Source organism: Streptomyces sp. MB09-01 (assembly GCF_033794505.1).
Taxonomy (GTDB): Bacteria; Actinomycetota; Actinomycetes; order Streptomycetales; family Streptomycetaceae; genus Streptomyces.
In genome coordinates, this window is the sequence record NZ_JARAYQ010000032.1 from 21440 (window position 1) to 46878 (window position 25439).

20 protein-coding genes and 1 tRNA gene are annotated in these 25439 nt (G+C 73.3%); 14 read left to right on the forward strand and 7 right to left on the reverse strand.

What is annotated here, in order from left to right; translation table 11 throughout:
- The first annotated feature begins 234 nt into the window (after nucleotides 1-234).
- On the forward strand, nucleotides 235-969 hold the full coding sequence (locus tag PV721_RS10110; RefSeq protein ID WP_319722533.1) for a hypothetical protein: 735 nt from the start codon (nucleotides 235-237) through the stop codon (nucleotides 967-969).
- A 16-nt stretch (nucleotides 970-985) separates the two neighbouring features.
- Here the strand turns inward: PV721_RS10110 and PV721_RS10115 are convergent, their stop codons facing one another.
- From PV721_RS10115 to PV721_RS10125, 3 genes are all read right to left on the reverse strand, one after another.
- Nucleotides 986-1399 (reverse strand): hypothetical protein, encoded by a 414-nt coding sequence (locus tag PV721_RS10115; RefSeq protein WP_319722534.1) that lies wholly within the window; start codon nucleotides 1397-1399, stop codon nucleotides 986-988.
- A 190-nt stretch (nucleotides 1400-1589) separates the two neighbouring features.
- A complete protein-coding gene (locus PV721_RS10120; RefSeq protein WP_319722535.1) occupies nucleotides 1590-3854 on the reverse strand; it encodes a terpene synthase family protein in 2265 nt (754 codons plus the stop codon).
- Between the two features lie 12 nt (nucleotides 3855-3866).
- A complete protein-coding gene (locus PV721_RS10125; protein ID WP_319722536.1) occupies nucleotides 3867-5276 on the reverse strand; it encodes a family 2B encapsulin nanocompartment shell protein in 1410 nt (469 codons plus the stop codon).
- Nucleotides 5277-5594: 318 nt separating this feature from the next.
- Here PV721_RS10125 and PV721_RS10130 point away from each other — a divergent pair, with 318 nt between their 5' ends.
- Nucleotides 5595-6971 (forward strand): tetratricopeptide repeat protein, encoded by a 1377-nt coding sequence (locus PV721_RS10130; RefSeq protein ID WP_319722537.1) that lies wholly within the window; start codon nucleotides 5595-5597, stop codon nucleotides 6969-6971.
- Nucleotides 6972-7040: 69 nt separating this feature from the next.
- On the forward strand, nucleotides 7041-7595 hold the full coding sequence (locus PV721_RS10135; protein WP_319722538.1) for a hypothetical protein: 555 nt from the start codon (nucleotides 7041-7043) through the stop codon (nucleotides 7593-7595).
- 25 nt (nucleotides 7596-7620) lie between these two features.
- On the opposite strand, the gene PV721_RS10140 is transcribed toward PV721_RS10135, so the two are convergent.
- Nucleotides 7621-8775 carry a family 2 encapsulin nanocompartment cargo protein terpene cyclase gene (locus tag PV721_RS10140; protein WP_319722539.1) on the reverse strand — a complete coding sequence of 385 codons (1155 nt, stop codon included), beginning with the start codon at nucleotides 8773-8775 and terminating at the stop codon, nucleotides 7621-7623.
- Between the two features lie 301 nt (nucleotides 8776-9076).
- Here PV721_RS10140 and PV721_RS10145 point away from each other — a divergent pair, with 301 nt between their 5' ends.
- The 3 genes from PV721_RS10145 (at nucleotide 9077) to PV721_RS10155 (ending at nucleotide 13962) form a co-directional block, all read left to right on the forward strand.
- On the forward strand, nucleotides 9077-10495 hold the full coding sequence (locus tag PV721_RS10145) for a family 2B encapsulin nanocompartment shell protein (protein ID WP_319722540.1): 1419 nt from the start codon (nucleotides 9077-9079) through the stop codon (nucleotides 10493-10495).
- A gap of 303 nt (nucleotides 10496-10798) precedes the next feature.
- Nucleotides 10799-12472, forward strand: a complete 1674-nt coding sequence (locus tag PV721_RS10150; protein ID WP_319722541.1) for a glycoside hydrolase family 71 protein — start codon at nucleotides 10799-10801, stop codon at nucleotides 12470-12472.
- 227 nt (nucleotides 12473-12699) lie between these two features.
- Complete coding sequence (locus PV721_RS10155) at nucleotides 12700-13962, forward strand: aminotransferase class V-fold PLP-dependent enzyme (RefSeq protein WP_319722542.1); 1263 nt, start codon at nucleotides 12700-12702, stop codon at nucleotides 13960-13962.
- On the opposite strand, the gene cobF is transcribed toward PV721_RS10155, so the two are convergent.
- The gene (cobF, locus tag PV721_RS10160; RefSeq protein ID WP_319722543.1) at nucleotides 13949-14701 is read right to left on the reverse strand and encodes a precorrin-6A synthase (deacetylating); all 753 of its coding nucleotides are present in this window, start codon (nucleotides 14699-14701) and stop codon (nucleotides 13949-13951) included. The two genes, PV721_RS10155 and cobF, sit on opposite strands and share 14 nt — an antisense overlap.
- A gap of 18 nt (nucleotides 14702-14719) precedes the next feature.
- Between cobF and PV721_RS10165 the strand changes: the two genes are divergently transcribed.
- Genes PV721_RS10165 through PV721_RS10180 form a run of 4 tightly spaced genes read left to right on the forward strand, consistent with a single transcriptional unit; the run spans nucleotide 14720 to nucleotide 18018 of the window.
- Nucleotides 14720-15475, forward strand: a complete 756-nt coding sequence (locus PV721_RS10165) for a (Fe-S)-binding protein (protein WP_319722544.1) — start codon at nucleotides 14720-14722, stop codon at nucleotides 15473-15475.
- Nucleotides 15476-15492: 17 nt separating this feature from the next.
- Complete coding sequence (locus tag PV721_RS10170; RefSeq protein ID WP_416371070.1) at nucleotides 15493-16965, forward strand: lactate utilization protein B; 1473 nt, start codon at nucleotides 15493-15495, stop codon at nucleotides 16963-16965.
- Entirely contained in the window at nucleotides 16962-17618 is a 657-nt protein-coding gene (locus tag PV721_RS10175) for a LutC/YkgG family protein (RefSeq protein WP_319722546.1), read from the forward strand. Before PV721_RS10170 ends, PV721_RS10175 begins: the two co-directional genes overlap by 4 nt.
- Nucleotides 17619-17622: 4 nt before the next feature.
- Nucleotides 17623-18018: a VOC family protein gene (locus PV721_RS10180; protein ID WP_319722547.1), complete on the forward strand. Its 396-nt coding sequence runs from the start codon at nucleotides 17623-17625 to the stop codon at nucleotides 18016-18018.
- Here PV721_RS10180 and PV721_RS10185 read toward each other — a convergent pair.
- Nucleotides 17995-18480, reverse strand: coding sequence for a DUF309 domain-containing protein (locus PV721_RS10185; protein WP_319722548.1), 486 nt, complete (start codon nucleotides 18478-18480; stop codon nucleotides 17995-17997). The genes PV721_RS10180 and PV721_RS10185 overlap by 24 nt on opposite strands.
- Nucleotides 18481-18590: 110 nt before the next feature.
- Here PV721_RS10185 and PV721_RS10190 point away from each other — a divergent pair.
- The 4 genes from PV721_RS10190 to PV721_RS10205 all read left to right on the forward strand — a co-directional run bounded on the left by PV721_RS10190 (nucleotide 18591) and on the right by PV721_RS10205 (nucleotide 23759).
- A tRNA-Pro gene (locus tag PV721_RS10190) sits at nucleotides 18591-18664 on the forward strand.
- 245 nt (nucleotides 18665-18909) lie between these two features.
- Nucleotides 18910-19284, forward strand: coding sequence for a hypothetical protein (locus tag PV721_RS10195; RefSeq protein ID WP_319722549.1), 375 nt, complete (start codon nucleotides 18910-18912; stop codon nucleotides 19282-19284).
- Between the two features lie 187 nt (nucleotides 19285-19471).
- On the forward strand, nucleotides 19472-20620 hold the full coding sequence (locus tag PV721_RS10200) for an FHA domain-containing protein (protein WP_319722550.1): 1149 nt from the start codon (nucleotides 19472-19474) through the stop codon (nucleotides 20618-20620).
- A 172-nt stretch (nucleotides 20621-20792) separates the two neighbouring features.
- Nucleotides 20793-23759: a serine/threonine-protein kinase gene (locus PV721_RS10205; RefSeq protein WP_319722551.1), complete on the forward strand. Its 2967-nt coding sequence runs from the start codon at nucleotides 20793-20795 to the stop codon at nucleotides 23757-23759.
- 90 nt (nucleotides 23760-23849) lie between these two features.
- Here the strand turns inward: PV721_RS10205 and PV721_RS10210 are convergent, their stop codons facing one another.
- Nucleotides 23850-25382, reverse strand: coding sequence for an amino acid permease (locus tag PV721_RS10210; RefSeq protein WP_319722552.1), 1533 nt, complete (start codon nucleotides 25380-25382; stop codon nucleotides 23850-23852).
- Between the last annotated feature and the right edge of the window lie 57 nt (nucleotides 25383-25439).

The window sequence follows — 25439 nt, forward strand, 5'->3', positions numbered from 1 at the left end:
CCGGCATCGCGCCCGGCCGGGGCGGACCCGTATCCCGGACCCGTATCCCGGACCCGTATCCCGGACCCGTATCCCGGACCCGTATCCCGGACCCGTATCCCGGACCCGTATACGGGACCTGTATTCCGGACATGGTGGCCGGGGAGGGGGCCCTGCGCTAGCGTTCGCGGTCCGTGACCTCGAGGGGGATCTGTGGGACGTCGCTCCGACACGTCGTGCGCCGGCATCGGATGCGTGGGGCTCCTGCTCCTGGTGTTCGTCCTGCCCACGGTCGGATATCTGCTGGCCGTGCCGCTCGCCCTGCCCGATCTGCTGGCGGAGCAGACGCCGCCGCAGCAGATGCACGGCTTCGCGCAGCACCTCGTCGCTTATGCCGTTCCGGTCGTCGTGGCCCTGGTCCTGGCGCTCTTCGCGAGCCGCCGCCGGGCCTTCGTGTGGTGGCTGGTGCCGGCCCGGGCGGCGGGCCTGCTCACCCTGGTGGCCGCGGCCCTGTGGTGGACGGAGAGCAAGGTCGGCGACCACCCGGTGTGGAACGTCCGCGCCACGGCGGAGAGCATGGCCGCCGGGCTGGTGGCACTCGCCTTCGTCGTCGCGGTCCGCCGGTGGGACGCCTCCCGGGGCGGCCGGCCCGTCGCCGCGTCCCCCCGCCTCCCCGCCCCGGGGGAGATCTGGCTGGCCATGGTGCCGCTGCGCGAGGACCCGGCGCGGCAGCTGCGCCACTACTGCGTGGTGCTGGCGGCCCACGCCGATCACGCCGAGGTCGCCCAGATCACCAGCAAGGACAAGGACGGGCGCTCCGACCACATCCGGATGCCGAACGACGGATGGGACCAGCACTCCGGCCGCGACCACTGGGTGGAGAGTGGCCTGCCGCCGCGCCGCGTCGACTACCGGCTGTTCCTCACCTCGCGGCCCCAGGGGCGCTGCCCGGCCCCCGTGTGGCGCGAGCTCGGCCGGCAGCTCGACTGACGCCGGGAGCCCGCGGTCAGAGGCGGTGGATCCGTTCCTGCTCGAACGCCAGCGGGGACCGGCCGGCGGCCAGGATCCGCAGCCCGGGGGCCACGGACAGCAGGTTCCGCAGCCAGGCCAGGGCGTCCGGGCCGAGCTGCTCCGCGCCGTCCAAGACGAGCAGCATGTCCCGTTCGGCCAGCCACGAAGCGGCGTTCGCCGCCCCGCGGGGCGGCACGGGCATGCCGGGCACGGAGCGCAGCTCGGCCGTCAGCTCGCGGATGCCGTAGCCGCCGTGGAGCGGGTCCATGGCGACGACGGCCACCCCGTCGTAGAAGTTGGACGCGAGGCGCCGCGCGATCTCCCGCACCAGCAGGCTCCGCGGCTCGCGCAGGCCCCCCGCCACGGTCAGTACCCGTCCCCGCCGGACAGCGGTGAGCAGGCGGGACATTTCGTTGGATGTCGCCGGAAGCATGGTGGTTGTCCGCAATTCCCTCATCGGCACGATGCCCCCCCATCGCATGCGTGACCAAGTGCGGCAGGAGGGTTCGATCGAGCCGCGTGACGATGATTATGCGCCACTTGCGCCGTAAGACCAGGGGAATGTCGCATTCCGGCGAGTGGCTCCGCAGCCCCGCAGGTCAGGCCCAAGCGGGGAGATGCGGAGCCGGGGGCAGCTGCCTGCCCCGGCCCGGCGGATTGGGCGTCACGGCGCCCGCCGCCACGGCCGGCCGGTGCGCGTGGTGGCGCTTCAGATCCTCCTCCCGGTACCGCCGCGTCTCGGCGTGCCAGACGGCGATCGCCGCCATCCACCGCTTCAGCTCGTCCACGTGGCGGTCCAGGGCTGCGCGGGCCGCCGCGTCCAGCCCGTGGTCCGCGTACATGACGGGCAGTTCGTTGGCCACCACGTGCTCGAACTGCTTCATCCGCGAGGTCATCAGGTCGTTCACGACCCGCAGCGCCGTAGGGTAGTCGCAGTCGAAGAAGTTCTCCACGACGATCAGCAGGTTGTGCAGCTCGCCCTCGTACTCCGCCTCCTTCTGGTAGGAGAACACGTCGTTCATGACGGCCGAGTAGTCGAAGGCCGCCGCCTGCAGGGACTGCACGGCCGAACTCCCGTAGACCTCCTCCGTAACCACGTCCATGTGCGCCATCCGCGCCAGCGAGATCGTCATCGGCGACCCGAAGGTCACCCGGCGCATCTCCAGGTAGTCCACCGGATCCGGGACCCGGTTGGCCGCCTGGTTGTCCAGCTCCCACAGCCAGCTGTCCAGCACCTGGTCCATGGCCGACCGGAACATCTCCCGGCCGCGCGTCCCCATCGGCGCGGCCGTGCGCCGCCACAGGTCGGCCAGCCCCCGCTCCATCGCGTTGGCCGCGGCCGGCGGCGCGGACAGGTCGAGCGGCATGCAGGCGCGCAGCCGCTGCGTCTGCGCCCTGGCCGCGCCCAGTGCCCGGGGGGTGCCGAAGACCAGGGGGTAGCTGTCGTCTGCGTACGTGCCCCAGCTCAGCCAGCCCGCGCTGATGTCCAGCGCCTCCGCCGAGCACCTCGGGTCGATGCCCGCCGAGCACAGCGCGAAGTCGTACCCCCGCGCCTTCTCCTCCCACCAGATGCCCTCGTCCAGGATGCCCATCGCCCGGTTCCACTCGATGAGCCGCTCCCGTGCGCCCGCCAGGTGCGGGTTGAGCACGTTCCGGTACGGCAGGTAGAACTCCGGGATGACCGACGGGCCCACCGGGTGCGGGACGTTGGCGTGCCGGCGCAGCCTCCGCGCGCCGCCGGTCACGCCCAGCAACGCCTTGACGTTGGCGCCGGTGGTGCCCAGCCCGGAGGGGCCGCGCAGCCACCCGGGCAGGCCCTCCTCCGTGCGGCCCGGGCGGGTCTTCGTGTACCGGCTGGAGCGCATGTGCCACTCGTGGCCGCCGGACTGCCAGTCCTGTAGTCCGCGCGCGTAGGTGAGGACCGCGAGGATCCCGTCCGGGCCGAGGCCCTTCTCCGCGAACAGCACGGGCAGTTCGGTGAAGAAGGTGCTCTCGAACTGCTGGAGCCGCGAGGTGATCATGTTGTTGAGCTGGTCGGCGGCCTCCTGGGTGGTGCAGCCGAAGAACCGCTCGAGGACCAGCACCCCGTTGCTCAGTTCCCCCTCCTTCCCGATCTCCCGCTCGTACGAGAACAGGTCGTTGCGGAAGTGGACCGAGTCGGCGAAGCAGTCGCGCAGTACCCGCAGCGCCCGCTCTCCGGAGACCGACGCGGGCACCTCCACGCCCACCGCGTGCTCGACGATCCCCGCCGACCAGGGCGCGCCACCCACCTTGCGGCGCTGTTCGACGTACTCCATCGGGTTCGACACCCTGCCGATGTTGATGTTGTCGAGCTCCCAGAGCGACTCGTCGAGCAGATCGCGGGTGCTGAGGGTGAAGCGCGCGATCCAGTCCGCCGAGTGGCCCGGCACCGTACGCCGCCACAGGTCGGCGAGGCCCGCCTCGACCGGATTGGCGGGCTCGGGCATCGACGCGCGCGGATCGGCGGGCATGAAGGGCGTGAGCCGCTCCAGCGCGGCCCGCCCCGCCGCCCGGTCACCGGTGCGCTTGAACCGCTCCAGGAACCAGTCGTCGAAGAAGAACACCCACACGTACCAGTCGGTGACGAGCGAGAGCATCGGGCCGTCGCACTCGGGATGGGTGTAGGCGCACAGCAGCGCGTAGTCGTGCGCCTCCAGGTCGGCCGGGCCCCACACGCCCGAGCCGTCCAGCATCCCCCGCTCCGCGGCCCACGCGCGGCTGTGCGTCCGGGCCTCCTCCAGATGCGGGTTGAGGCGGGCGGGATGCGGGAGGTAGAACTCGGGCAGCTCGAAGGGCTGCCCCGCAGCGCTCTCCTGCCGGTCGCTCTCCTGCCGAGCGGTCATGACGAGGCCCCCTCAGTCGTCGAATCGGGAGATCTCTACGTTCTCCAGCACCCCGACGGCGTCGGGCACCAGGATGGCCGCGGAGTAGTACGCGGTGACCAGGTAGGAGATGATCGCCTGCTCGTTGATGTTCATGAAACGGACGGACAGGCCCGGCTGGTACTCGTCGGGCAGCGCCACCGGGTGCAGTCCGATCACCCCCTCGTTGTCCTCGCCGGTGCGCAGGACGAGGATCGAGCTGGTCCGCTCCGGCGTCACCGGAATCTTGTTGCAGGGCAGCAGCGGCACCCCCCGCCAGGACGGGACCCGGTGGCCCTGGAAGTCCACGCTGTCCGGGTACAGGCCGCGCCGGCTGCACTCGCGGCCGAAGGCGGCGATGGTGCGCGGGTGGGCGAGGAAGTACTGCGACCCGCGGCGGCGGCTGAGGAGTTCGTCCATGTCGTCGGGGGTGGGCGGACCGGTACGGGCGTAGACCCGCTGTTCGTAGTCGGCGTTGTGCAGCAGTCCGAATTCCGGGTTGTTGACGAGCTCGCTCTCCTGACGCTCCCTCAATGCCTCCACGGTGAGCCGGAGTTGCTGCTCGGACTGGTTCATCGGCTTGTTGTAGAGATCGGCGACCCGGGAGTGCACGCGCAGCACGGTCTGCGCGACGCTGAGCTCGTACTCGCGCGGGTCCAGGTCGTAGTCCACGTACGTGCCGGGCAGCATCACCTCGCCGGTGTGCCCGGCGGACAGGTCCACGGCGTCGCTGCCCCGGCGGCCGACGCGCTCGGCCTCCAGATAGGCCTCGGCGTGCCGGCGCAGCGCGGCGGAACTGTTCAGCGCCGCGTCCCAGTCGCCCCGGTTGAAGGTCATCGTCACCACGTCCGTCTGCGCCCGGGCGGTGAACTCCCAGCGGGCGTCGGGCAGCGGGTGGTGGCCGAAGTGGTCGCCGTCGCTCAGCACGTCCAGGCTCGCCTCGTCCCCGTAGGCGCCGGTGCCGAGCCGTTCGATCCGCCCGTGGGCGATGAGGAAGATCTTGTCGACGGGCTCGCCGCGGCGGACGATGACGTCGCCCTTGCGGAACTCCTCCTTCACGAACCGGTCGGCGATGGCCTTGACCACCTCGTCGTCGGGGAAGTTCCGGAGCATGCCGAGCTCGCGGAGCATCGGCGGGATGACGCGGAGTTCGGTCCCGGTCTTCACGAAGGTGATGCGTCCGTCGCCGACGGTGTAGCTCACCGTGCGGTTGACCCGGTAGGTGCCGCCGCCGGTCTGCACCCACGGCAGGATCTTCAGCAGCCAGCGCGAGCTGATCCCCTGCATCTGCGGCGCGGACTTGGTCGTGGTGGCCAGATTCCGGGCGGCCTCGGTGCTCAGGCTCTGCCGGGTGGCGGCGGTCAGGTGGTCGGCGCTCACTTCGGTGCTGGGGTCGACGGACATGGCGGGCCTTCCTCTCGGTCGGTCTTCCTGGGAGTGGCGCGGGTGCCGTGCGCGACGGTGGTGTGTTCTGCCGGTCGGTGCTCCCTCCGGGGCCGGGCGGGGGGTGGTGTGCGGGAGTGACCGGAAGGGGCGGTCCCGCTCCGCGCGATCTGCTGTGCTCCCGTACGCCAGGGCCACGCGGTGTGACCGAGTGCCACCGGGTGCACACGTCTAGTTAGGGGCAGGACGGCCTCACCCGGTACATCCGTCCCGGCCCCGCCGTGTTGAATGTCCGACCGCGTTGAATGGATGGACACGTGTACGAGCTGGGCGGTTCTGATGGCCAAGCGTGAACCCAACGGACGACTCCGCACCCTCCTCACCGACGCGCGCTGGAGCGGGCAGGACTTCGCACGCGCCGTCAACGGCGTCGCCGCCGAGGCCGGCCTCACCCTGCGTTACGACCGCACCTCCATATCCCACTGGCTGGCAGGAACCCGGCCCCCCGCGCACGTCGTCGCCCTCGCCGCCGAGGCACTGAGCCGGCGTACCGGACGTCGCGTCAGCCCCGCCGACACCGGTCTCGCGCGGCCGGCCGGCGCCGCCCGCATGCGCGAGCGCACCGGAACCGGCCCGCACGGCACGGAGGTCCTCGCACCGGACCTCTCGGCGGTGGTGGCCGGCGTCCGTGCGGGCGCCGCGGGGGCCGCCGGCCCCGGCACCGAGGCGGCGGCCCTGCTGGGGGAGATCCCGGTCTACTCCTCCGCCTGGCGGCCCCCCGGCTGGCCGCCGCCGGAAGGAGCCGGGGCGCCCGACCGGCCGACCGGGCGGATCGGGCAGCACCACGTGGAGGCCGCCGAGGCCGTGCTGCCGGTCTTCCGCAACGCCGACATGATGTTCGGCAGCGGCCTGGCAAGGCCCGCCCTGACCCGCTACCTCGCCACCACCGTGGCGCCCTGGCTGCGCGCCGGCGCCGCACCCGCGGTGCGGCACCGGCTGCTGGGCTGCGCCGCGCGGCTCGCCTACACCGCCGGCTTCCTGTGCTTCGACGGCAACCAGCAGGGCACGGCCCAGGCGTACTACCGGGCGGGGCTGCGGCTCGGCCAGGAGGCGGGGGACCCGCAGTGCTGGGCGCCCGTACTGCGGGCCATGAGCGTCCAGGCCCACCACCTGGGCCACCGCAAACAGGCGTGGGAGCTGGCGGAGGCGGCCGCCCGGGAAGCGGGAAGGCTGCCCACCCTGCAGGCCGCGTTCGTCACCGGGCAGCTGGCGGTCGCCGAGGCCGGCTGCGGCGACCGGCGGGCGGCGGTGGCCCGGCTGGGCGAGGCGGAACGGCTGCTGGAGCGCTCGGCGGGGCAGCGGGCGGCCATCGGCGACTACCATCACGCAGCGCTCGCCCACCAGCAGGCCGAGGCGCTGGCGGCCCTCGGGGACGCGCGCGGGGCGATCGCCGCGCTCGGCACCTCACTGCGGCACCGGCCTCCCGGCGAGCGCCGCGCGCGGGCCGTCACCCTGGCGCGGCTCGCCGAACTCCACCTGAACCAGGGCCATCTGGAACGGGCCTGTGCCACCTGGCACGAGATGCTGGACGTGGTGCCCCACCTGGACTCGGCGCGGGTGCACGACGCCGTGGGCCGGCTGCGCGGACGCCTCCGGACCGTCGGGGGCAACCGCACGGCGCGGGCGCTGCTGGTCCGGGTCCGCGGGCTCGGCTGAGGCCCCTCCCGCGTCCTGTGGCGGACCGGATCAGTAGGGTCGACCGCACCGAGTGAGGGGGGAGGGCCCGTGGGGACCTACCGGCAGACCGTGGTGGACCTGGACGCCTCGGCGGAGGAGGCGGCCGCGGGGGGCGAGCGCGGCAGGGGGTGGCTGGAGTCGGAGGGGTTCGTCCGCCCGGTGCCGTGGCGGGGCGAGGTGGTGTACCTGGCCGGTCCACGCTGGCGGGAGGCCGTCGACCTGGTCTCCTGGGACTGGCGTGCCCGCATCGAGGGGCTGGAGGAGGAGCCCGGTGACGAGGTGCGCGTCGTCGTGGGCCGTACGGTCTTCTACGGCGGCCGGGGAGACACCCCTTCCGCGCTCTGCCCCCATTGCCGGAGTGCCGCCCCCGACTGGCCCGGCGAGGCCCTCGACGCCTGGCACACGACGGGTGCGGCCGATCTCGACTGCCCGGTCTGCGCCCACAGCGCTCCGCTTCCGGAGTGGAACTGGACCGACGACTACTTCGCCTTCGGCCACATCGGCTTCGAGTTCGACGACTGGCCGCCCCTGCACCCGCGCTTCACCGAGGCCTTCGGACGGGAACTGGGCCACCGGATCCGGGTGGTCTCGGGAAAGATCTGAGAGAGCGGCCCGCAGCGCTCGGCTCCTACGCGGTGCCGTGGTAGCGGGGGCTCGTGGCGTGCCACTCCTTCGCCCCGCCCATCCAGTTCCAGATCCCCTCCAGGAAGCGGCCCAGCGCCGGCGAGCCGAGGGCGGCCAGGGCGGCCGACTCCGCCTCGACGGTGTGCATGATCTCGTCGTGGACCTCGGCCGTCAGGTTCACGGCCTCCTGGAGCGAGCACTGCTCCTCGGCCGCGATCAGGCGGGGGAGGCCGGTGTCGCCGGGTTCCTCCCGCGCCATCGAGTACAGGTCGTTGAGCAGGCAGCTGGCGACCCCCGCGTACATGTACGTGCGCCGCACCCGGGCGTCCGCGAACTCGTGCGCGGGGACCTCGTAGCCGCCGACCGGATCGGTGAGGCCCATGCAGGGGAAGAAGCCGTTCTCGTACCGGTGCAGCAGGTACTCCCAGACCGGCGGCCGGCGGGCGGACATCCGCCACTCGGCCTCGTGGTTGTACCCGACGAACATCACCGCCAGCTGGTAGCGCAGGCGGGTCACCTGGGTGGGGGAGGCGAAATCGGCGAGGTGCTCCAGCGCGGAGCGGAAGGCGCGCAGCACGGGTTCGGCTTCCACCTGCTCCTCGAACCGCCGCTCGTAGCGGGGCGGCAGCCGCACCGGGTCGACCACGGCGTGCGCGAACGCCAGGCGCAGGCCGATCAGCCGCGGGTCGGCGTCCTCCCCGGCGTCGGCCCAGTGGTCGTCGACGGCCCATTCGGAGAGCCCGCACCGGGCAGCCGCCAGCAGCCGGTCGGCGTCGTCGCAGTCGGGGTGCGCGAGCATCATCAGCCGGCCGAAGTGGCACGAGCGCAGCATGTCCAGGCGACCGGCGTAGATCCCGATGCCGGCGGCCCACCGGACGAGTTCCTCGTTCACCGTGTCGGCCAGCGCCGGGTCGTCCCGTACGGCGTCGGGGCAGTACAGCGGGGGGATGACGATCGCCGCGCCGGTACGCGTACCCGCACGGCTGTCCGTACCGGCGTGGTCCGGACCGGCGCGCCCGGGATCGGCGCGCGGGGGAGCGGCCCCCAGGCCGCTCCGGCCGCCGAGCAGCCGGCCCAGGACCTCCGCCGGACCCGCGGCCGCGGCGCCGGGGCGGCCCGGGGCGCGGGCGGGGACGCGGTGCACGGCACCTGCTGTCACGGCTCCTCCTGGCATGGCTCCTGGCATGACTCCTCCTGCGGGTCGGCACACCCACCCATGGAGCGGTGGCGGACCCCGGCCCGGTAGGTCCGGCGCCCCGTCCGTCCGTTGAAGATCCGGCGGCGTTGAAAGCCTGCACGGGTGTACGCACGCCCCGGAGTTCGCACATGCGTGCATGCCTTCAACCGCCGGGGATTTTCAACAGCCCCCGGGCCGGAGCGGGCTACCGCGCCCGGCGCCCCGCGCCCCACGGTGAGCGTGCAGCACGCTCCGCGTGGACCGACGCAGGGAGGAACCCCGCATGACCGCAGAGGCGCAGCCACTCCTGGACCCCGCAGACGACCGGCAGCTGAGCCTGAGCACCGCCGCGGCCCGCAATCTCGCGACGACGACCAAGTCCGTACCCCAGATGCAGGGCATCAGCTCGCGCTGGCTGCTGCGCATGCTGCCCTGGGTGGACCTGGGCGCCGGCACCTACCGGGTCAACCGCCGGCTGACCCATGCCGTCGGGCGCGGCCGGGTCTCCTTCGTCCAGGCCGGTGCGGACGACGTGCGCATCCTCGCCCCCACCCTCACCGAACTGCCCGTCCTCAAGGGCTACGCCGAAGCCGCCGTCCTGGAGGAGCTGGCCCTGCGCTTCGTCAAGCGCGACCTGCGCGCCGGGGACGTCCTCGTCGAGGCGGGCGCCCCCGTCGCCGAGGTGTTCATCATCGCCCACGGCCGCGTCGAGAAGCGGGCGTCGGGCAAGTACGGCGGCAGCGAACTGCTCGGCGTGGTCGCCGACGGGGACCAGCTCGGCGACGACGCCCTCGGCCAGGCCGAACCGCGCTGGGGGTACACCGTCCGGGCCGCCACCGCGGGCACCGTCATGGTGCTGCGGTGGAGCGCCTTCCAAGAGGTGCTGGCCCGCTCGGAGAGCCTGCGGACCCACCTGGAGCAGTACGTCGAGAACGGCCGGCGGCCCGTCAACCGGCGGGGCGAGGCCGACATCGAACTCGCCTCCGGCCACGCGGGCGAGGCCCGGCTGCCCGCCACCTTCGCCGACTACGAACTGAGCCCGCGCGAGTACGAGCTGAGCCTCGCCCAGACCGTCCTGCAGATCCACACCCGGGTCGCCGACCTCTACAACGACCCGATGAACCAGTTCGAGCAGCAGTTGCGGCTGACCGTCGAGGCGATGCGCGAGCGCGAGGAGTCCGAACTGCTCAACAACCGGGAGTTCGGCCTCCTGCACAACGCCGACTACGGGCAGCGCATCAGCACCTGGTCCGGCCCGCCCACCCCCGACGACATGGACGACCTGCTCAGCATGCGCCGGGGAACCGCCTTCTTCCTCGCGCACCCCAAGGCCGTCGCCGCCTTCCTCCGCGAGTGCAACAAGCGCGGCCTGACCCTCGACACCGTGGACGTGCACGGCAAGCAGATCCCCGCCTGGCGCGGTGTCCCGCTGCTGCCCTGCGGCAAGATCCCGGTCGTGGGCGGGCACACCAGCTCGATCCTGGCCCTGCGCACCGGGGAGGACAACGGAGGGGTCATCGGCCTGCGCCCGGCCGCGATCCCCGAGCAGATCGAACCGGGGCTCAACGTCCGCTGCATGGGCATCGACCAGAAGTCGGTCATGTCCTACCTGGTCAGCTCCTACTACTCGGTGGCGATCCTGGTACCCGACGCCATCGGGATCCTGGAGAACGCCGACATCGCCGCCGCCCGCTCCGACTGAACCCGTCCCGCCGACCGCCGACCGCCGACCGTGGCGCGTGCGTTGGCGCGGCGGCGTAGTTCCGGTGGTGCGGGTGACGTACGTGCCCGGGCCCGGGCATCTGGGAACGGTTGTCCGCACGCCGGTAATGGGCTCTACTGCTGTGCAGCCCCCGCTCGGGGCATATGCGCGGGAGGGACCAGGATGACAGCGGACCGTCGAACGGAGCACGGGACGGGGAACGGGAGGGGCCGCGGGAGGCGGCGCCCGACGCGAGCGTCCGGCGCGGCCGGCGTGCCCGGCGTGCCCGGCGTGCCCCGGCCCGTGTCGCACCGCCGTCGGCCGGCCTTCCGGGGCCGAAGACCGCTGCTCGCCCTGCTGCTGTCCGCCTTCCTCCTGGTCGGTGTCTGCGCGGCCACCGGCATCGCCTGGGACCCCTACGACGGGGCCTCCGTGCGCAGCGGTTCGGCCCCGGCCGCCGACCTTTCGCAGGCCACCGGCCCCGACGGCGGCGCCACGGCCGGCGCCACCGGCCCGGCCACCCCGCCACCGGCCGGGACCCCGGCCCCCACCAAGGGCGCGGCCGCCAAGGGCAACCCCGAGGACGCCGTGGACACCGGGGCCGAGCGCCCCTCCGGCGCCCTGCCCTTCGACATGCCGCAGCCGGCCGCCCTGCGTTCCGGCGAAGCGGGCAAGAAGCTGGTGTTCGCCCACTACTTCACCCCGTACCCGCTCTCCCTCGACAACGCGAGCGCGGCGAACGACTACTACACCCGCAACTACCTCGACCCGGACGGCGAGAGCGGGAAGCACGGCAGGTACGGCGGCCTGCTGCGCGACCGGCCGCTGCCCGTGGCGCCGAAGAGCGGCGACTGGGAATACGCCAACCTCCAGCAGGAGGTGCGCACGGCCCGCGCGGCGGGCATCGACGGCTTCACCCTCGACCTGCTCTCCCTCTCCGGCAAGAACTGGGACCGCTCCAACCTCCTGATGGCCGCGTCCCGTTCGGTGGACCCGGCGTTCAAGATCATGCTCATGCCGGACATGACCTCGCTGAAGACCGACGACCCACGCGAGCTCGCGAAGGCGATCGCCACGCTCGCCGACGCCCCCGCCGCGCACCGGCTGCCCGACGGCCGCCTCGTCGTCTCGCCGTTCAAGGCGGAGGCGAAGGGCGTGGCCTGGTGGACCGAGGTGCTCGGCGCCCTCAAGTCCGAACACGGCATCCGCACCGCCTTCGTGCCGCTCTTCCTCGACTTCGGCGCCCACAGCGGGGAGTTCGCCCCGATCAGCCACGGGTTCTCCGAGTGGGGCAGCCGCAGCTACGTCGGCCAGGAGAGCTCCACGCGCGACGTCCAGCGGGCCCACGGCATGGGCAAGATCTGGATGCAGCCCGTGTCGGTCCAGGACGCCCGCCCCAACCAGGGCATCTACGACGAGGCGGGCAACACCGCGACTTTGCGCTCCACCTGGACGCACGCCATCGAGGACGGTGCCGACTGGGTGCAGCTCACCACCTGGAACGACTACTCGGAGGGCAGCCAGTTCGCACCCTCCCTGCACAACGGGCACGCCTACCTGGATCTGAGCTCGTACTACCTCACCCGGTTCAAGACGGGCAGCTGGCCGAAGATCGTCCGGGACACCCTGTACCTCACCGCGCGCACCCAGTTCGCGAGCGCCGACCCGACGGGCGACCAGTCGCTGGTGATGTCGCTGCGAAAGGGGAGCGCGCCGCCCCGGGACACGGTGGAGGTGCTCAGCTTCCTCTCCGCGCCCGCCGTCGTCCGTACGACCGTCGGATCCGCCAAGGGCAGCCACGAGGCCCCGGCGGGGATCCACTCGCAGCTGCTGCCGCTGAAGACGGGCACCAGCTCGGCGCAGATCGTCCGGGACGGCAAGGCGGCGGCGAAGGTCGACCTGCCGTACCGGGTGGACCACGCGGTGGAGGTACAGGACCTCCAGTACTACGCGGCAACGAGCGGCCGCGAACCGTAGCCGGGCCCGGGGCCCCGGCCCCGAACCCCCGGACTTCGTCCGGAGGAACCCCCAGCGCCTCAAACGCCGGCGGGGCTGACACACAGCCCCGCCGGCGTTTGAGGCGCGGGGTCCGGGGCGGAGCCCCAGCTGCCTGCGCGGCAGCGCCCGTCGGTGGCGGTCTTCCGGCTTCGGCGGGCGCCGGGAGATGATCCGGGCGACAGCCGCGCCGCACACCCGGAGGTCGCATGCCCGAGCCGACACGCCCCGCCGATGCCGATGCCCCCGATGATTTCCCTGCCGAGCCGCCCGCCGAGCCGCCCGCAGGGCACGCCGCCGAGCCGCCCGCCGAGCTGCCCGCAGGGCACCCCGCAGGGTTCCCCGGGGGGCCCGAGCTGTTCCGCCTGGACCCCCGCGTCGCCCACCTGAACCACGGCTCCTTCGGAGCCGTCCCCGTCCCCGTCCAGGAGGCCCAGGCCGCGCTCCGCGCGGAGGCGCACGCCGATCCCGACGCCTTCTTCATCGCCGTCCCGGACCGCCTCGCCGCGGCCCGCGCGCGGATCGCCGCGCACCTCGGCGCCGACCCCGACGGGCTCGCGTTCATCTCCAACGCCACCGAGGGCGCCAACCTCGCCCTCGACGCCGTCCCGCTCGCGGACGGCGACGAGATCCTGGTGACCGACCACGGCTACGGCACCGTCGTCGCGGCCGCCGCCCGCCGCGCCCCGGTCACCACCGTCGCCCTGGATCCCCACCTGCCCGACGAGGACGCCGTACGCGAGACCGTGCTGGCCGCGCTGACGCCCCGTACCCGGGTGGCTGTGCTCGACCACGTCAGCTCGCCCACCGCCCGGATCATCGCCTCGCCCCGGCTCCTCGCCGACCTGCGGGAACGCGGCGTCATCAGCGTCGTCGACGGCGCCCACGCCCCGGGCATGCTCGCCGACCCCCTCGCCGGCGGCGCCGACTTCTGGTTCGGCAACCTCCACAAGTGGGGCTACGCCCCCTCCGGCAGCGCGATCCTCGCCGTCGCCCCGCAGCACCGCCACCGGATCCGCGCGCTCGTACCGTCCTGGGAGGACCGGCACGGCTTCCCGCGGTCCGTCGAGAACCGCGCCACCGCCGACTACACCGGCTGGCTCGCCGCCCCCGACGGACTGGACCTCATCGAACGCCTCGACGCGGCCAAGGTCCGGGCCCACAACAGCGCCCTCGCCGCCCACGGCGCGGCACTGCTCGCCGGGATCCCCGGGCTCACGCCCCTCCCGCACACCGACGGCCTCGCCATGCGCGCCCTGCGGCTGCCGCCCGGAGTCGCCGGGACCCCGGACGGCGCCCGCGCCCTGCGCGAGGAGCTCGCGGCGCGGCTGCGCGTCCGGGTGCTGGTCTGGCCCTGGCCGGGCGGCGGCGGCATCCGCGTGTGCGGGCAGATCTACAACCGGCCCCGGGAGTACGCCCGGCTCGCCGCCGCCCTGCCCGAGTACCTCGCCCGGGCCGTCAGCCGCGCCTGAGCAGGTACGTGTCCATGATCCAGCCCTTGCGGGCGCGGGCCTCGGTGCGCAGCTCCTCGATCCGCCCCGCGACCTCCGCCAGCTTCCCCGAGACCAGGATCTCGTCCGGTGTGCCCACGTAGGCCCCCCAGTAGATGTAGAGGTCCTGGTCCAGGTGGGCGGTGAAGGCGTGCCGCGCGTCGAGCATCACGACCACGTCGTCCACGTCGTCCGGCCAGCCCTCGGCGAGCCGGCGCCCCGTGGTGATCTGGACGGGGCGCCCGACCCGGTTCAGATTGGTCCGGTGCCGCGCCAGCAGCGCGGAGATGCTGCTGATGCCCGGCACGACCTCGTGCTCGAAGGCCACCCGGCCGGCCTCCAGCACCTCGTCGAGGATCGCGAGCGTGGAGTCGTACAGGGAGGGGTCGCCCCACACCAGGAACGCCCCGGTCTCGCCGTCGGCGAGGTCCTCCGCGATGAACCGCTCGAAGAGCTCGGCCCGCGCGCTGCGCCAGCCGTCCACCGTCGGCGCGTAGTCGGCGGGGGTCCGGTCCCGGTCCGGGTCGCGGCCCTCCACCAGCCGGTGGCCGGGCCGGGCGTGCGCGTCGAGCATCGCGCGCCGCAGCCCGGTCAGATCCGCCTTCTCCTCGCCCTTCTCCAGGATGAGGAATGCGTCCGCCGCGCCGATCGCCCTGACCGCCTGGAGGGTCAGATGGTCCGGGTCGCCCGCGCCTATGCCGATCACTGAGAACTTCTTCACCCGGCTATTCTGCCCGTCATGCGCGTCGCCCTGTTCATCACCTGCGTCAACGACGCGCTGTACCCGCGGACCGGCATCGCCGTCGTGCGCCTGCTGGAGCGGCTCGGCGTCGAGGTGGACTTCCCGGCGGCCCAGAGCTGCTGCGGGCAGCCGCAGTACAACACCGGCTACCGGCACGAGACGGAACCACTCGTCCGGCGTACCGCGGAGGCCTTCGCCGGCTACGCGTACGTGGTCACCCCCTCCGGGTCCTGCGCCGCGATGATCCGCGAGCACTACCCGCGCATCGGCCGGAAGGCGGCCGCCGAGGGACGCGGCACCGCGCTGGCGGAGGCGGCGCGCTCCCTGGCGCCGCGCGTGTACGAGCTGACCGAGTTCCTCGTCGACGTGCTCGGGGTGACCGACGTGGGCGCGTACTTCCCGCACCGCGTCACCTACCACCCGTCCTGTCATGGTTTGCGCGGCCTCGGGCTCGGGGACCGGCCGCGGCGGCTGCTGGCCGCCGTCAAGGGCCTGGAGCTGGTCGAGCTGCCGGGCGCCGAGGAGTGCTGCGGATTCGGCGGCACCTTCGCCGTCAAGAACCCGGACGTGTCCACCGCGATGGGCACCGACAAGATCACGGCTGCCGCGGCCACCGGCGCGCAGGTGCTGTGCGGGGCGGACAACTCCTGCCTGGCCCACCTCGACGGCCTGCTCCGCCGCGCGGACGCCCCGCTGCGGGCCGTGCACCTCGCGGAGATCCTGGCCGCCACCGAGGAGGAACCGCTGTCGTGACCGGCGTCCACCTGGGCATGCCCGCCTTCCCCGCCTTTCCCGGGGCGGCCCGTGAGGCCGTACGGGACGGGGTGCTGCGCGCCAACCTCCGGCACGCCACGCACACCATCCGCGACAAGCGGGCGCGGGCCGTCGCCGAACTGGCGGACTGGGACCGGCTGCGCGCCGCGGGCAAGGCCGTCAAGGACCACACGCTGCGCCATCTCGACCACTACCTGCTGCAGTTGGAGGAGGCAGTGACGGCCGCCGGCGGCACCGTCCACTGGGCCGCAGACGCGGACGAGGCCAACCGGATCGTCACCGACCTCGTCCGGGCCACCGGCGAGCGGGAGGTCGTCAAGGTCAAGTCGATGGCCACCCAGGAGATCGGGCTCAACGAGGCCTTGGAGGCCGCCGGGATCGCCGCGTACGAGACCGACCTCGCCGAGCTCATCGTGCAGCTCGGCCATGACCGTCCCTCCCACATCCTGGTCCCGGCCATCCACCGCAACCGGGCCGAGATCCGGGACATCTTCCGCACTGAGATGGGGAATTGGGGCCGTCCGGCGCCCGAACCGCTCGGCGACGACCCGCGGGAACTCGCCGAGGCCGCACGCCTGCACCTGCGCGAGAAGTTCCTGCGCGCCAAGGTCGCCGTGTCCGGCGCCAACTTCATGGTCGCCGAGACGGGCACCATGGTCGTCTTCGAGTCCGAGGGCAACGGGCGCATGTGCCTCACCCTGCCCGAGACCCTGATCTCGGTCGTGGGCGTCGAGAAGGTCGTCCCGACCTTCCGCGACCTGGAGATCTTCCTCCAGACCCTGCCGCGCTCCTCGACGGCCGAGCGGATGAACCCGTACACGACGATGTGGACCGGACTGGGCCCTTCGAGAGGGGCGGACGGCGACGGGCCCTCCGCCTTCCACCTCGTCCTCCTCGACAACGGCCGCACCGACACCCTCGCCGACGAGACCGGCCGGCAGGCCCTGCGCTGCATCCGCTGCTCCGCCTGCCTCAACGTCTGCCCGGTCTACGAGCGCGCCGGCGGGCACGCCTACGGCTCCGTCTACCCGGGCCCCATCGGAGCCATCCTCAGCCCCCAACTCCGGGGCACCGCCAGCGAGATCGACGCCTCCCTGCCCTACGCCTCCACCCTGTGCGGGGCCTGCTACGAGGTCTGCCCGGTCGCCATCGACATCCCCGAGGTCCTCGTCCACCTGCGCGAACGGGTGGCCCAGGGCGGCCCGGTGACGCGGGACGGCGTGCGCGTACGGATCCGCCCCGCCCACGGCCACACCGCCGAACGGGCCGCCATGCGCGCCGCCCGGCTGCTCCTGGACCGTCCGGGGGCCCTGCGCGCGGGGGAGCGGCTGCTGGCCCGGGCCCGCCGGCTCGCGCCGCGCCGGCTGCCCGGCCCCGGCCGGGCCTGGACCGACACCCGCGAGCTGCCCGCCGTACCCCCCGAATCCTTCCGCGACTGGTGGACCCGAGAACGGGGGAACCCGCAGTGACCAGCAAGGACCGCATCCTGTCCCGCATCCGCCGGGCGCTGCCGCAGCCCGGACCCGGGCCGGGTCCGGAGGCGGCACCCGTCGCGGACATCCCCCGCGACTACCTCCTCGTGCACGGCGACCGCACCCCCGCCGAGAGCGCCGACCTGCTGGCCGCCCACCTGTCCGAGTACCGCGCGAAGGTCCACCGCACCGACGGGGCCGGCCTCCCGGAGCTCCTCGCCCGGCTCCTCGCCGCGCGCGGCGCCCGGACGGTCCTCGTCCCGCCCGCCCTGCCCGCGCACTGGCTCGCGGCCGCCGACGCGGCCCTCGTCCAGGACCGCGCCGAGTCCACCCCACACGAACTGGACGCCGTCGACAGCGTGGTCACCGGCTGCGCCCTGGCCGTCGCCGAGACCGGCACGATCGTCCTGGACGGCGGCCCGGACCAGGGCAGGCGCCGCATCACCCTGATCCCCGACCACCACGTCTGCGTGGTCCGCCTCCCCGACCAGCTGGTCGACTCCGTACCGCAGGCCCTCGCGCGCCTCGACCCCACCCGCCCGCTGACCTGGATCTCCGGCCCCTCGGCGACCAGCGACATCGAACTGGACCGGGTGGAGGGCGTCCACGGCCCCCGCACCCTGGAGGTCGTCCTCCTCGACGCACAATAGGGTCATGCCCTCCCACATCGCCCTCACCGCCCTGGTCGTCAACGACTACGACGAGGCCATCGACTTCTACACCCGCGCGCTCGGCTTCGACCTCGCCGAGGACACCGTGCGCCCGGACGGCTCCCGCTGGGTCGTGGTCCGCCCGCCCGGCGCCACCGGGACCGCCCTGCTGCTGGCCCGCGCCAAGGACGACGCCCAGCGCTCCCGGGTCGGCGACCAGACCGGCGGCCGCGTCGGCTTCTTCCTCCACACCGACGACTTCACGCGCGACCACACCCGGATGACCGCGGAGGGCGTCCGCTTCCTGGAGGAGCCGCGCCACGAGGCGTACGGCTCCGTCGCCGTCTTCGAGGACCTGTACGGGAACCGCTGGGACCTACTCCAGCCCGCCGCCGGCTAGCCGCGGAGCCTCCCGTACGGGATCGACCGCCGGGCCGCCGGCCTCCACCCGGCCGGCCAGCTCCCGGGCCCACCGCACCAGCCCCGGCACGTCGATCCCGTACGGCCCTCCGTCCACCCCCTCGATCCCGGCCGCCCCGCGCCGCAGCAGCCGCGCCCCGCCGACCGCGTTGCCGCGCGCGGCGTGCGTCAGCCCGACCGCGAGCTGCGCCAGTCCCCGCCAGAGCGGGGCGGCGCCCTCGGGCCCCGACTTCCAGGCGTCCTCGAACACCTCGTGCGCGTGGAACGGCATCCCGGCGTCCAGCAGCCGCTGCGCCTCCCGCACGGTCTCCGCGGGCGAGCGCACCACCCCCTCGGGCTGCCGCTCGACCCCGGCCGCCCCGTAGGGCAGCGGCCGCCCGAGCCCATCCCTGGGCCGCGCACTCCGCGCCCGCCCCCCACCATCTCGATCCCGTGCGTTCACCGTCCCATCCTCCCCCCTCGCCGATCACCGGTGCATGGACACCCCTCGGCGTGCGGTAATGTTCTGCATGTGCCGCCGAGCACGGGGAAACCCGCAGGTCGAGGGCACATCGGGACGTGGCGCAGCTTGGTAGCGCACTTGACTGGGGGTCAAGGGGTCGCAGGTTCAAATCCTGTCGTCCCGACTCGAAAGAGTCGCAGTTCAAGGGGCCGTTCTGGAGCAATCCAGAACGGCCCCTTGATCGTTTTTGGGGACTCGTGGGGGACCAGCGCGGTCAGTGCGCGTCAGACGGCGGCATCGGCCGTGACGGGCAGCGAACGAGGTGCACGGAACGCCACCGACGTTCGAGGGATCGCCGGCCCCCGCTCCCGGCTTGCGTGCGGTTGACCGATCCATGCAATCGCGACACGACCATGCACGCCGGCGCCCATGCTCGGTGGGTGCCGCACCCGCGAGGGCGGCGCCCACGAAGAGGGCTTCCGTACCGCGCTGACGGACCTCGTCAACGACTACGCGCGCCGGGAGGGGTACCTCTCTGCGGACGACGGGGACATCACGGCCGCAGCCGTCCACGAGGGGCTGACCGCGGTCGTTTCCGTAAGACTCGCCCATCCCGTCTTCGAGGGCTCCACCCGGACCAGGCTCCGCAACCCCGAAGCGGACGCCTACGTCCGAGGTCGTCCGCGAACACCTCACGGACTGGCTGGACCACAACCGGAAGGAAGCCGCGTCCATCGTCCGCCACATCCTCGGTGCCTCAGCATCACGGTGATCTGCATCGGGGAAGAGCTCGCATTGCCGTGACCTGCCGGCCTGACCGCGTGGTCGCGGATACCGGGGGGATGTTCCCGAACGAGCCCTGGAGAACGCCAAATCGCGCGGACGGCGGAGTGCGCGGCCCCGGATGCCGATAGCCTCTCCTCCTGTCACCGTAGGGGACCGGCGAGTGAGTGGGAGAGGCGTGGCGAGCGATCTGGCGGCGTTCCGCCGTATGGAACGTCAGTTACGGGGAGAGGCCGCCCAGGCCGACTATCTGATCGACCTCTCGAACGTGGTCCGCGACAGGGAGCTCGGCGGCAGCGCTCCGCGCTCGCTCGAACGACTGCAACTGGTCCTCGCGGCGCTGCGGGAGTGGACCGGGGACCAGGAAGTGACCGTCCACGCGATCGCCGACGACAATCTGCTGGGCCCTCGGTCCGCGCCCGACTTCCCCGACCCCGCCGAGCTCGCGCTGCTGCGCGAATGGCTGGACCGCGGCCTGATCGCCGCGATCGCCAAGGCGGACCCGGACCTGCTCGACCATGCGAAGGTGCTCGGCACCCAGGTCATCAGCCGCGACTACTTCCGTGGGCACCGGGGAGAGCACCCGTGGATCCAGGGCGACCGCGAGCACTTCCTCGAGCCGCAGCGCCGTGCCGACGGCTCGGTCCGGCTGCTCCTGCGGGACATGCGCGTGTTCGCGGACCGGGTGATCTCCCAGGAGGGTGAGCGCGACGACCTCAAGGCGCGGAACCTGCTGGACTTCCGGGGCCGCCCGCGCTCGGAGGTGCTCGAACGCTCCTGGCGCTGCCCGCGAACGCCCTGCAACCCCAGCCCGGCGATCCGGGCCGGCAAGGTGGTCTGCCGGTTCCACCGGGTGCTGCTGACCGACCTCGGACCACGCCGCCCCCGGCTACAGCTCAAGATCATGGTCGACGGCGTCTGCCAGGCCTGGGAGAACCTCACCGAGGACGACAGCCGGGAGTTCGTCCTCGGGCGCGGTCACCTCGCCTCGATCGAGGAGCGCCACCTCTCGGACGGCCGCCGGGCCAGGATCAGTCGGCACCATCTGGTGATCGTCTCGCGTCGGGGCACCCTCAGGGTCCTGGACGCCAGCACCGCGCGCAGCCGGATCCGCACCCTGCGGCCCGGGCGTGAGCCCACGCCGTGGCAGCCCCTTCCGCATCTCGACGGGCGCTCCGAGGGCGTGCCGAAGGAGCGGCTGTTCCGGGGATTCGGCCCCGACGACGAGATCGAGCTCGTCCCCGGGGTCGTCCTCCGGCGCAGTGGCCAGCGGTGGCCCGGGGAACGCGGCGATGGCGTACGGGCGAAGCCGCCCAGGCGCGCGCGGGCCGGCGACGAGCTGACCAGCACGGACTGAGCTCGGAACGGGAGCCGGCCGGCGACGCGCGGACGTCGCACCGCCACGGGTGGCGTGGCAGCGGGGCCGGCAGGGCGGTAGGAGTGTTCGAACGGCCTACGGGACCGGCGGGTCGATCCCGTGCGCGCCCGGCGGGGTGCTGTAACGGCCGGTGGATCGTGGGGGAGTCGAGTTGGAGCCATTGCGGGAGGACGATCCCGAGACGATCGGTCCGTACCGGCTGTTCGCCCTGCTGGGCCGCGGCGGCTGGGGGAACGTCTACTTCGCCCGCAGCGAGTTCGGCCGCGGGGTGGCGCTCAAGACGATCAGGCCCGAGCACCTGGCGGGGAACCCGGAGCGCTTCCGCCGCCGGTTCGCCCGCGAGGTCGAAGCGGCCCGCGCGGTCGACAGCACGTACACCGCCCAGGTGGTGGACGCCGACACGCATGCCGCCGAACCCTGGCTCGCCGCCCGCTACATCCGCGGGGTCGACCTGGCGGACGCGCTCGACCACTGCGGGGCCCCGCTGCCCCAGCGGACGTGGCGGGTCCTGGCGACAGGTCTGGCCGCCGCCCTGCGGAGCATCCACGCCGCGGACCTGGTGCACCGTGACCTCAAGCTCGCGAACGTCCTGCTGGCCGGAGACGGACCGTACGTCATCGACTTCGGGATCGCCCGGAACCTCTCCCCGGCCGGCGGCGCCACGCTGACCGGCTCCGGGGCCGCCCCGCGCACTGCCACCTTCTCCTCGCCCGAACAACTCCGGGACGAGCGGGTGGGACCGGCGAGCGACGTCTTCGCCCTCGGCGTGGTGCTGGCGTACGCGGCGCTGAACCGGCACCCCTTCGGGCCCGGCTCCGCGGCCCAGATCCAGGCGAACATCCTGCACGGGCGCCGCCGGCTGGACGGGTTGCCGTCCGGCGTGGACAAGACCGTCCAGTCCTGCCTGGAACCGAGGCCGCAGGACCGGCCGACGCCGGCGGAGCTCGCCCGACTGCTGCCGCCGAGCGTGTCCCCGAAGGAGCAGGAGTGGCTGCCGCCCGGGCTGCGGAGCGCGCTCGCCGGACTGTCGGACCTCGCCGTGGACCTTGCGGAACCGATGCGCCACCGGCGCCCCGAGCAGGGACCGCCGGACCTCCCCGGCCCCGGACGCCCTGTGGCCGGCGCGCCCGATCCGCCGGCCGTCCGGCCGGTCCGCGAGCGCGATTTCCCGTCCGCACCGCCCGGGCTGTCGTTCCACGAGGCGACCACCCAGCCCCCGACCGGCGCCGGGCCGGCCGCGCGGCAGGTCTCCCCACCGGCCGCTCCGAAGGCGGCGCCGGCACCGGTGAATCCGCCGATGGCACCCGCCCGGAAGGGCGCGGCCGGCAAGGCGTACGCGGGTGAGCCCGGCGCCCGGTACCGGGCCGCCGCCGAGGCCGGGAGCTCAGAGGCCATGCGCCAGGTGGCCTCCGCCTGCCGCTCGGTCCGCGACTGGCGGCAGGCGCTGTCCTGGCTCCGGCGAGCGGCCGAGGCCGGCAACCCGACCGGCGCCAGAGAGGCGGCGCAGCTGATCGAGCAGCACTTCCCAGAACAGCGGGACCAGGCCGCACCCCTCTACCGGAGGGCGGCCGAGGGCGGGGACCTCCACTCGGCGATGCGGCTGGGCGGCCTGCTGGAGCAGGAGCCCGGAGGGCTGGTGGAGGCCCTCGCGTGGTACGAGAGGGCCGCGGGGAGGAAGCACGAGAAGGCCCCGGAGGCGGTGGCCCGCGTCCGCGCCGCGCTGGCCCGCGCCGAGGCCTCCAAGGTGTCCAAGGCCTCCAAGGGCTCCAAGGCGTCCGATGCGTCCGATGCGTCCGCTGCGAAGGAGGCGAGGGAGGCGAAGGAGGCCAAGGACGCGGAGGACGCGGAGGCGACGCTGATGCGCGACCATGAGGCAGCCGCCCGCGACGGCCTGGTGCAGTCGATGCTGGAACTGGCAGGGTGGCACCTGCGGGCGAAGCGCCGGCAGGAAGCCCTCACCTGGTACCGGAAAGCCGCCAAGGCCGGCCATGTCCACGCCATGGTGATATCCGCCCAGTTGCTGGCCTCGGATCCCAAGGAGCAGTCCGAGTCCCTCGACTGGTACCGCCGGGCCGCGGCCGCGGGCAACACCGACGCGATGCACTGCGTGGGGCGTGCGCTGAAGCAGCAGGGCAACCTTCCGGACGCGCTGGCCCACTTCCGCGTGGCCGCAGCCAAGGGCCACCGGGCGGCCATGATCGACGCGGCGGAGATCCTGGAGCAGACGGCACGGGCCCCGGAAGCGCTGAAGTGGTACCAGCGCGCCGCCGAGAAGGGGCACCCCAAGGCCACCCTCGAAGCGGAACGCCTCCGTGCGGCGCTGGCCGGCACCAGGCCGGCCGCTTCCACCACGCCGAAGCCCGCGCCGAAGAAGGCTGCGGCCGAGCCCGTGCAGAAGCAGGCTGCAGCCAAGACCGCGCCTGTGAAAGTCGCAGCCGAGGCCGCCTCGAAGAGCGCCGCGGGACGGACGCCCCCGAAGACCGCCGCGCCGAACGAGGGGGCGCAGCCGGACCAGGCCTCGCTGCGGGCCGCCGCGGTGCGGCACGAGCGGGGCGACCGGCCGTGGGAGGCTCTGCAGTGCCTTCTTCGGGCGGAACAACTCGGTGACGGTACCGCCAAGAAGGACATCGCCCGGCTGCACCTCGTACTGCGCGACGCGACCAACCGCGCCGTCGACCGCAAACAGCACCTCAGGCAGGCGCTACAGCGTTACCGCGACCTCGCCGAGGGCGGCGACGTCGAAGCCATGCTCGCCCTGGTGGGGCTGGACACCGCCAACTCGTTCGCATGGCGGCAGCGGGCCGCAGAGGCAGGCAACGTCCGGGCCATGCGGCAGATCGCCCGGGCCCAACTGAAGGCGGGCAGCGCCGAGCACGTCCAGGCGGCCCTGTCCTGGCTGCTGGAAGCCGGCAAGGCCGGCGACACCGCCGCCATGCTGGAGGGCGCTCGGGCCCACGAACAGCGCGGCGCGTACGGGAACGCCGTCGACTGGTACCGCTGGGCCGAGGAGAGCGGTGTGGCGGGCGCGGCCGAGGAGATAGCCCGGTTGACGGCCGAACACCCGGGGTCCGTCCTCTGGCACCGGTGGGCGGAACGCCTGCGCCGGCTGAAGGGATGACCGCGGCTTCGCAGCCGCGGATCGGGGGCCGTTTCGGTGAGTCCGAAACGGCCCCTCGGTCATTTCCGGGAGCAGCACGCGGGGGAGGGGTCAGACGATGCCCTCGGCGATCTCGGCCTGTTCGCGGGCGTTGCCGTACGCCGACGGGGTTCCGTACGAGCGGCGGGCGGCGTACCACCAGGCGCTGGCCAGGACCAGGACCACCGCCAGGGCGATCACCGCGTAGTTCATCGAGTCGATGGTGACCGGCGACTTCTGGGGCAGGCAGAACAGGACGGTGACCACGGCCACCCAGACGACGGCGGTCCAGCCGATCGGCTTGCTCCAGCGGCCCAGGCTCCACGGGCCGGGCTGGAAGCGGTTGCCGGCGCGCAGGCGCAGGTAGATCGGGATGGCGTAGGCCGGGGTGATGCCGATGACGTTGATGGCGGTCACGGCCCCGTAGGCGGTGGCGGAGTAGAGGGAGGGGATCGCCAGGACGCCCGCGACGACGACCGAGAGCCAGACGGCCGGGACCGGGGTCTGGGTACGGCTGCTGACCTTGCGCCACAGGGCGGAGCCGGGGAGGGCGTTGTCGCGGCTGAAGGCGAAGACCATCCGGCTCGCGGCGGCGACCTCGGCGTTGCCGCAGAAGAGCTGCGCGACGATGACGACGAGGAGCAGGGCGGTGGCGCCGCCGGAACCCAGGGCGTCGAGGAAGATCTGGGCGGGCGGGACGCCGGTGGCGCTGCCCTGGACGGCCGCGTAGTCCTGGATGGCGAACGTGAGGCCCGCGAGCAGCGCGAACCCGGCGATCCAGGAGACCCAGATGGCCCGGACGATGCCCTTGGCGGCGGAGACGGAGGCGTTGGACGTCTCCTCCGAGAGGTGCGCGGAGGCGTCGTACCCGGAGAACGTGTACTGGGCGAGCAGCAGGCCGACCGCGGCCACGTAGAACGGGTTGGCCCAGCCGGTGTCGTTGACGAACTCGGTGAAGACGAACGAGGGCGACTGGTGGTGGTCGGGGACGAACGCCAGGGCGCCGACGATCACGGCCACGCCGGCCAGGTGCCACCAGACGCTGACGGAGTTGAGCACGCTGACGAGGCGGACGCCGAAGAGGTTGAGCACGGCGTGCAGCAGCAGGATGCAGAGGAAGATCAGGAAGGTCGACCCCGCGGTGGGCACGAAGCCGAACTGGAGGTTGAGGAAGGCGCCGGTGAACAGGGCGGCGCCGTAGTCGATGCCGGCGATGGCGCCGAGCAGGCCGAGCAGGTTGAGCCAGCCCGTGTACCAGCCCCAGCGGCGTCCGCCGAGCCGGTCGGCCATGTAGTAGAGCGCTCCCGAGGTGGGGTAGGCGCTGGTCACCTCGGCCAGGGCGAGACCCACGCACAGGACGAAGAGGCCGACGCCGACCCAGCCCCACATCATCACGGCCGGACCGCCGGTGCCCAGGCCGAAGCCGTACAGGGTCATGCAGCCGGACAGGACGGATATGACCGAGAAGCTGATGGCGAAGTTGCCGAAGCCGCCCATCCGGCGGGCGAGGACGGGCTGGTAGCCGAGTTCCCTCAGTCGTTCCTCCTCGTCCTGCCGGGGCGGGGCCTTGCGGTCCTGGCGGACGGTCGGCGCGGTTCGGGACATGGGGAGGTACCTCCCCATGTCCCGAACCGCGCCGACCGTCCGCCAGGACCGCAAGGC

Excerpts from the sequence above, each read along its gene's own strand:
- PV721_RS10115 (WP_319722534.1), bottom strand. The coding sequence starts at position 1,399 with ATGTCCCGCCTGCTCACCGCTGTCCGGCGGGGACGGGTACTGACCGTG.
- PV721_RS10120 (WP_319722535.1), bottom strand. The coding sequence starts at position 3,854 with ATGACCGCTCGGCAGGAGAGCGACCGGCAGGAGAGCGCTGCGGGGCAG.
- PV721_RS10125 (WP_319722536.1), bottom strand. The coding sequence starts at position 5,276 with ATGTCCGTCGACCCCAGCACCGAAGTGAGCGCCGACCACCTGACCGCC.
- PV721_RS10130 (WP_319722537.1), top strand. The coding sequence starts at position 5,595 with ATGGCCAAGCGTGAACCCAACGGACGACTCCGCACCCTCCTCACCGAC.
- PV721_RS10145 (WP_319722540.1), top strand. The coding sequence starts at position 9,077 with ATGACCGCAGAGGCGCAGCCACTCCTGGACCCCGCAGACGACCGGCAG.
- PV721_RS10155 (WP_319722542.1), top strand. The coding sequence starts at position 12,700 with ATGCCCGAGCCGACACGCCCCGCCGATGCCGATGCCCCCGATGATTTC.
- PV721_RS10165 (WP_319722544.1), top strand. The coding sequence starts at position 14,720 with ATGCGCGTCGCCCTGTTCATCACCTGCGTCAACGACGCGCTGTACCCG.
- PV721_RS10170 (WP_416371070.1), top strand. The coding sequence starts at position 15,493 with ATGCCCGCCTTCCCCGCCTTTCCCGGGGCGGCCCGTGAGGCCGTACGG.
- PV721_RS10180 (WP_319722547.1), top strand. The coding sequence starts at position 17,623 with ATGCCCTCCCACATCGCCCTCACCGCCCTGGTCGTCAACGACTACGAC.
- PV721_RS10195 (WP_319722549.1), top strand. The coding sequence starts at position 18,910 with ATGCTCGGTGGGTGCCGCACCCGCGAGGGCGGCGCCCACGAAGAGGGC.
- PV721_RS10200 (WP_319722550.1), top strand. The coding sequence starts at position 19,472 with ATGGAACGTCAGTTACGGGGAGAGGCCGCCCAGGCCGACTATCTGATC.
- PV721_RS10210 (WP_319722552.1), bottom strand. The coding sequence starts at position 25,382 with ATGTCCCGAACCGCGCCGACCGTCCGCCAGGACCGCAAGGCCCCGCCC.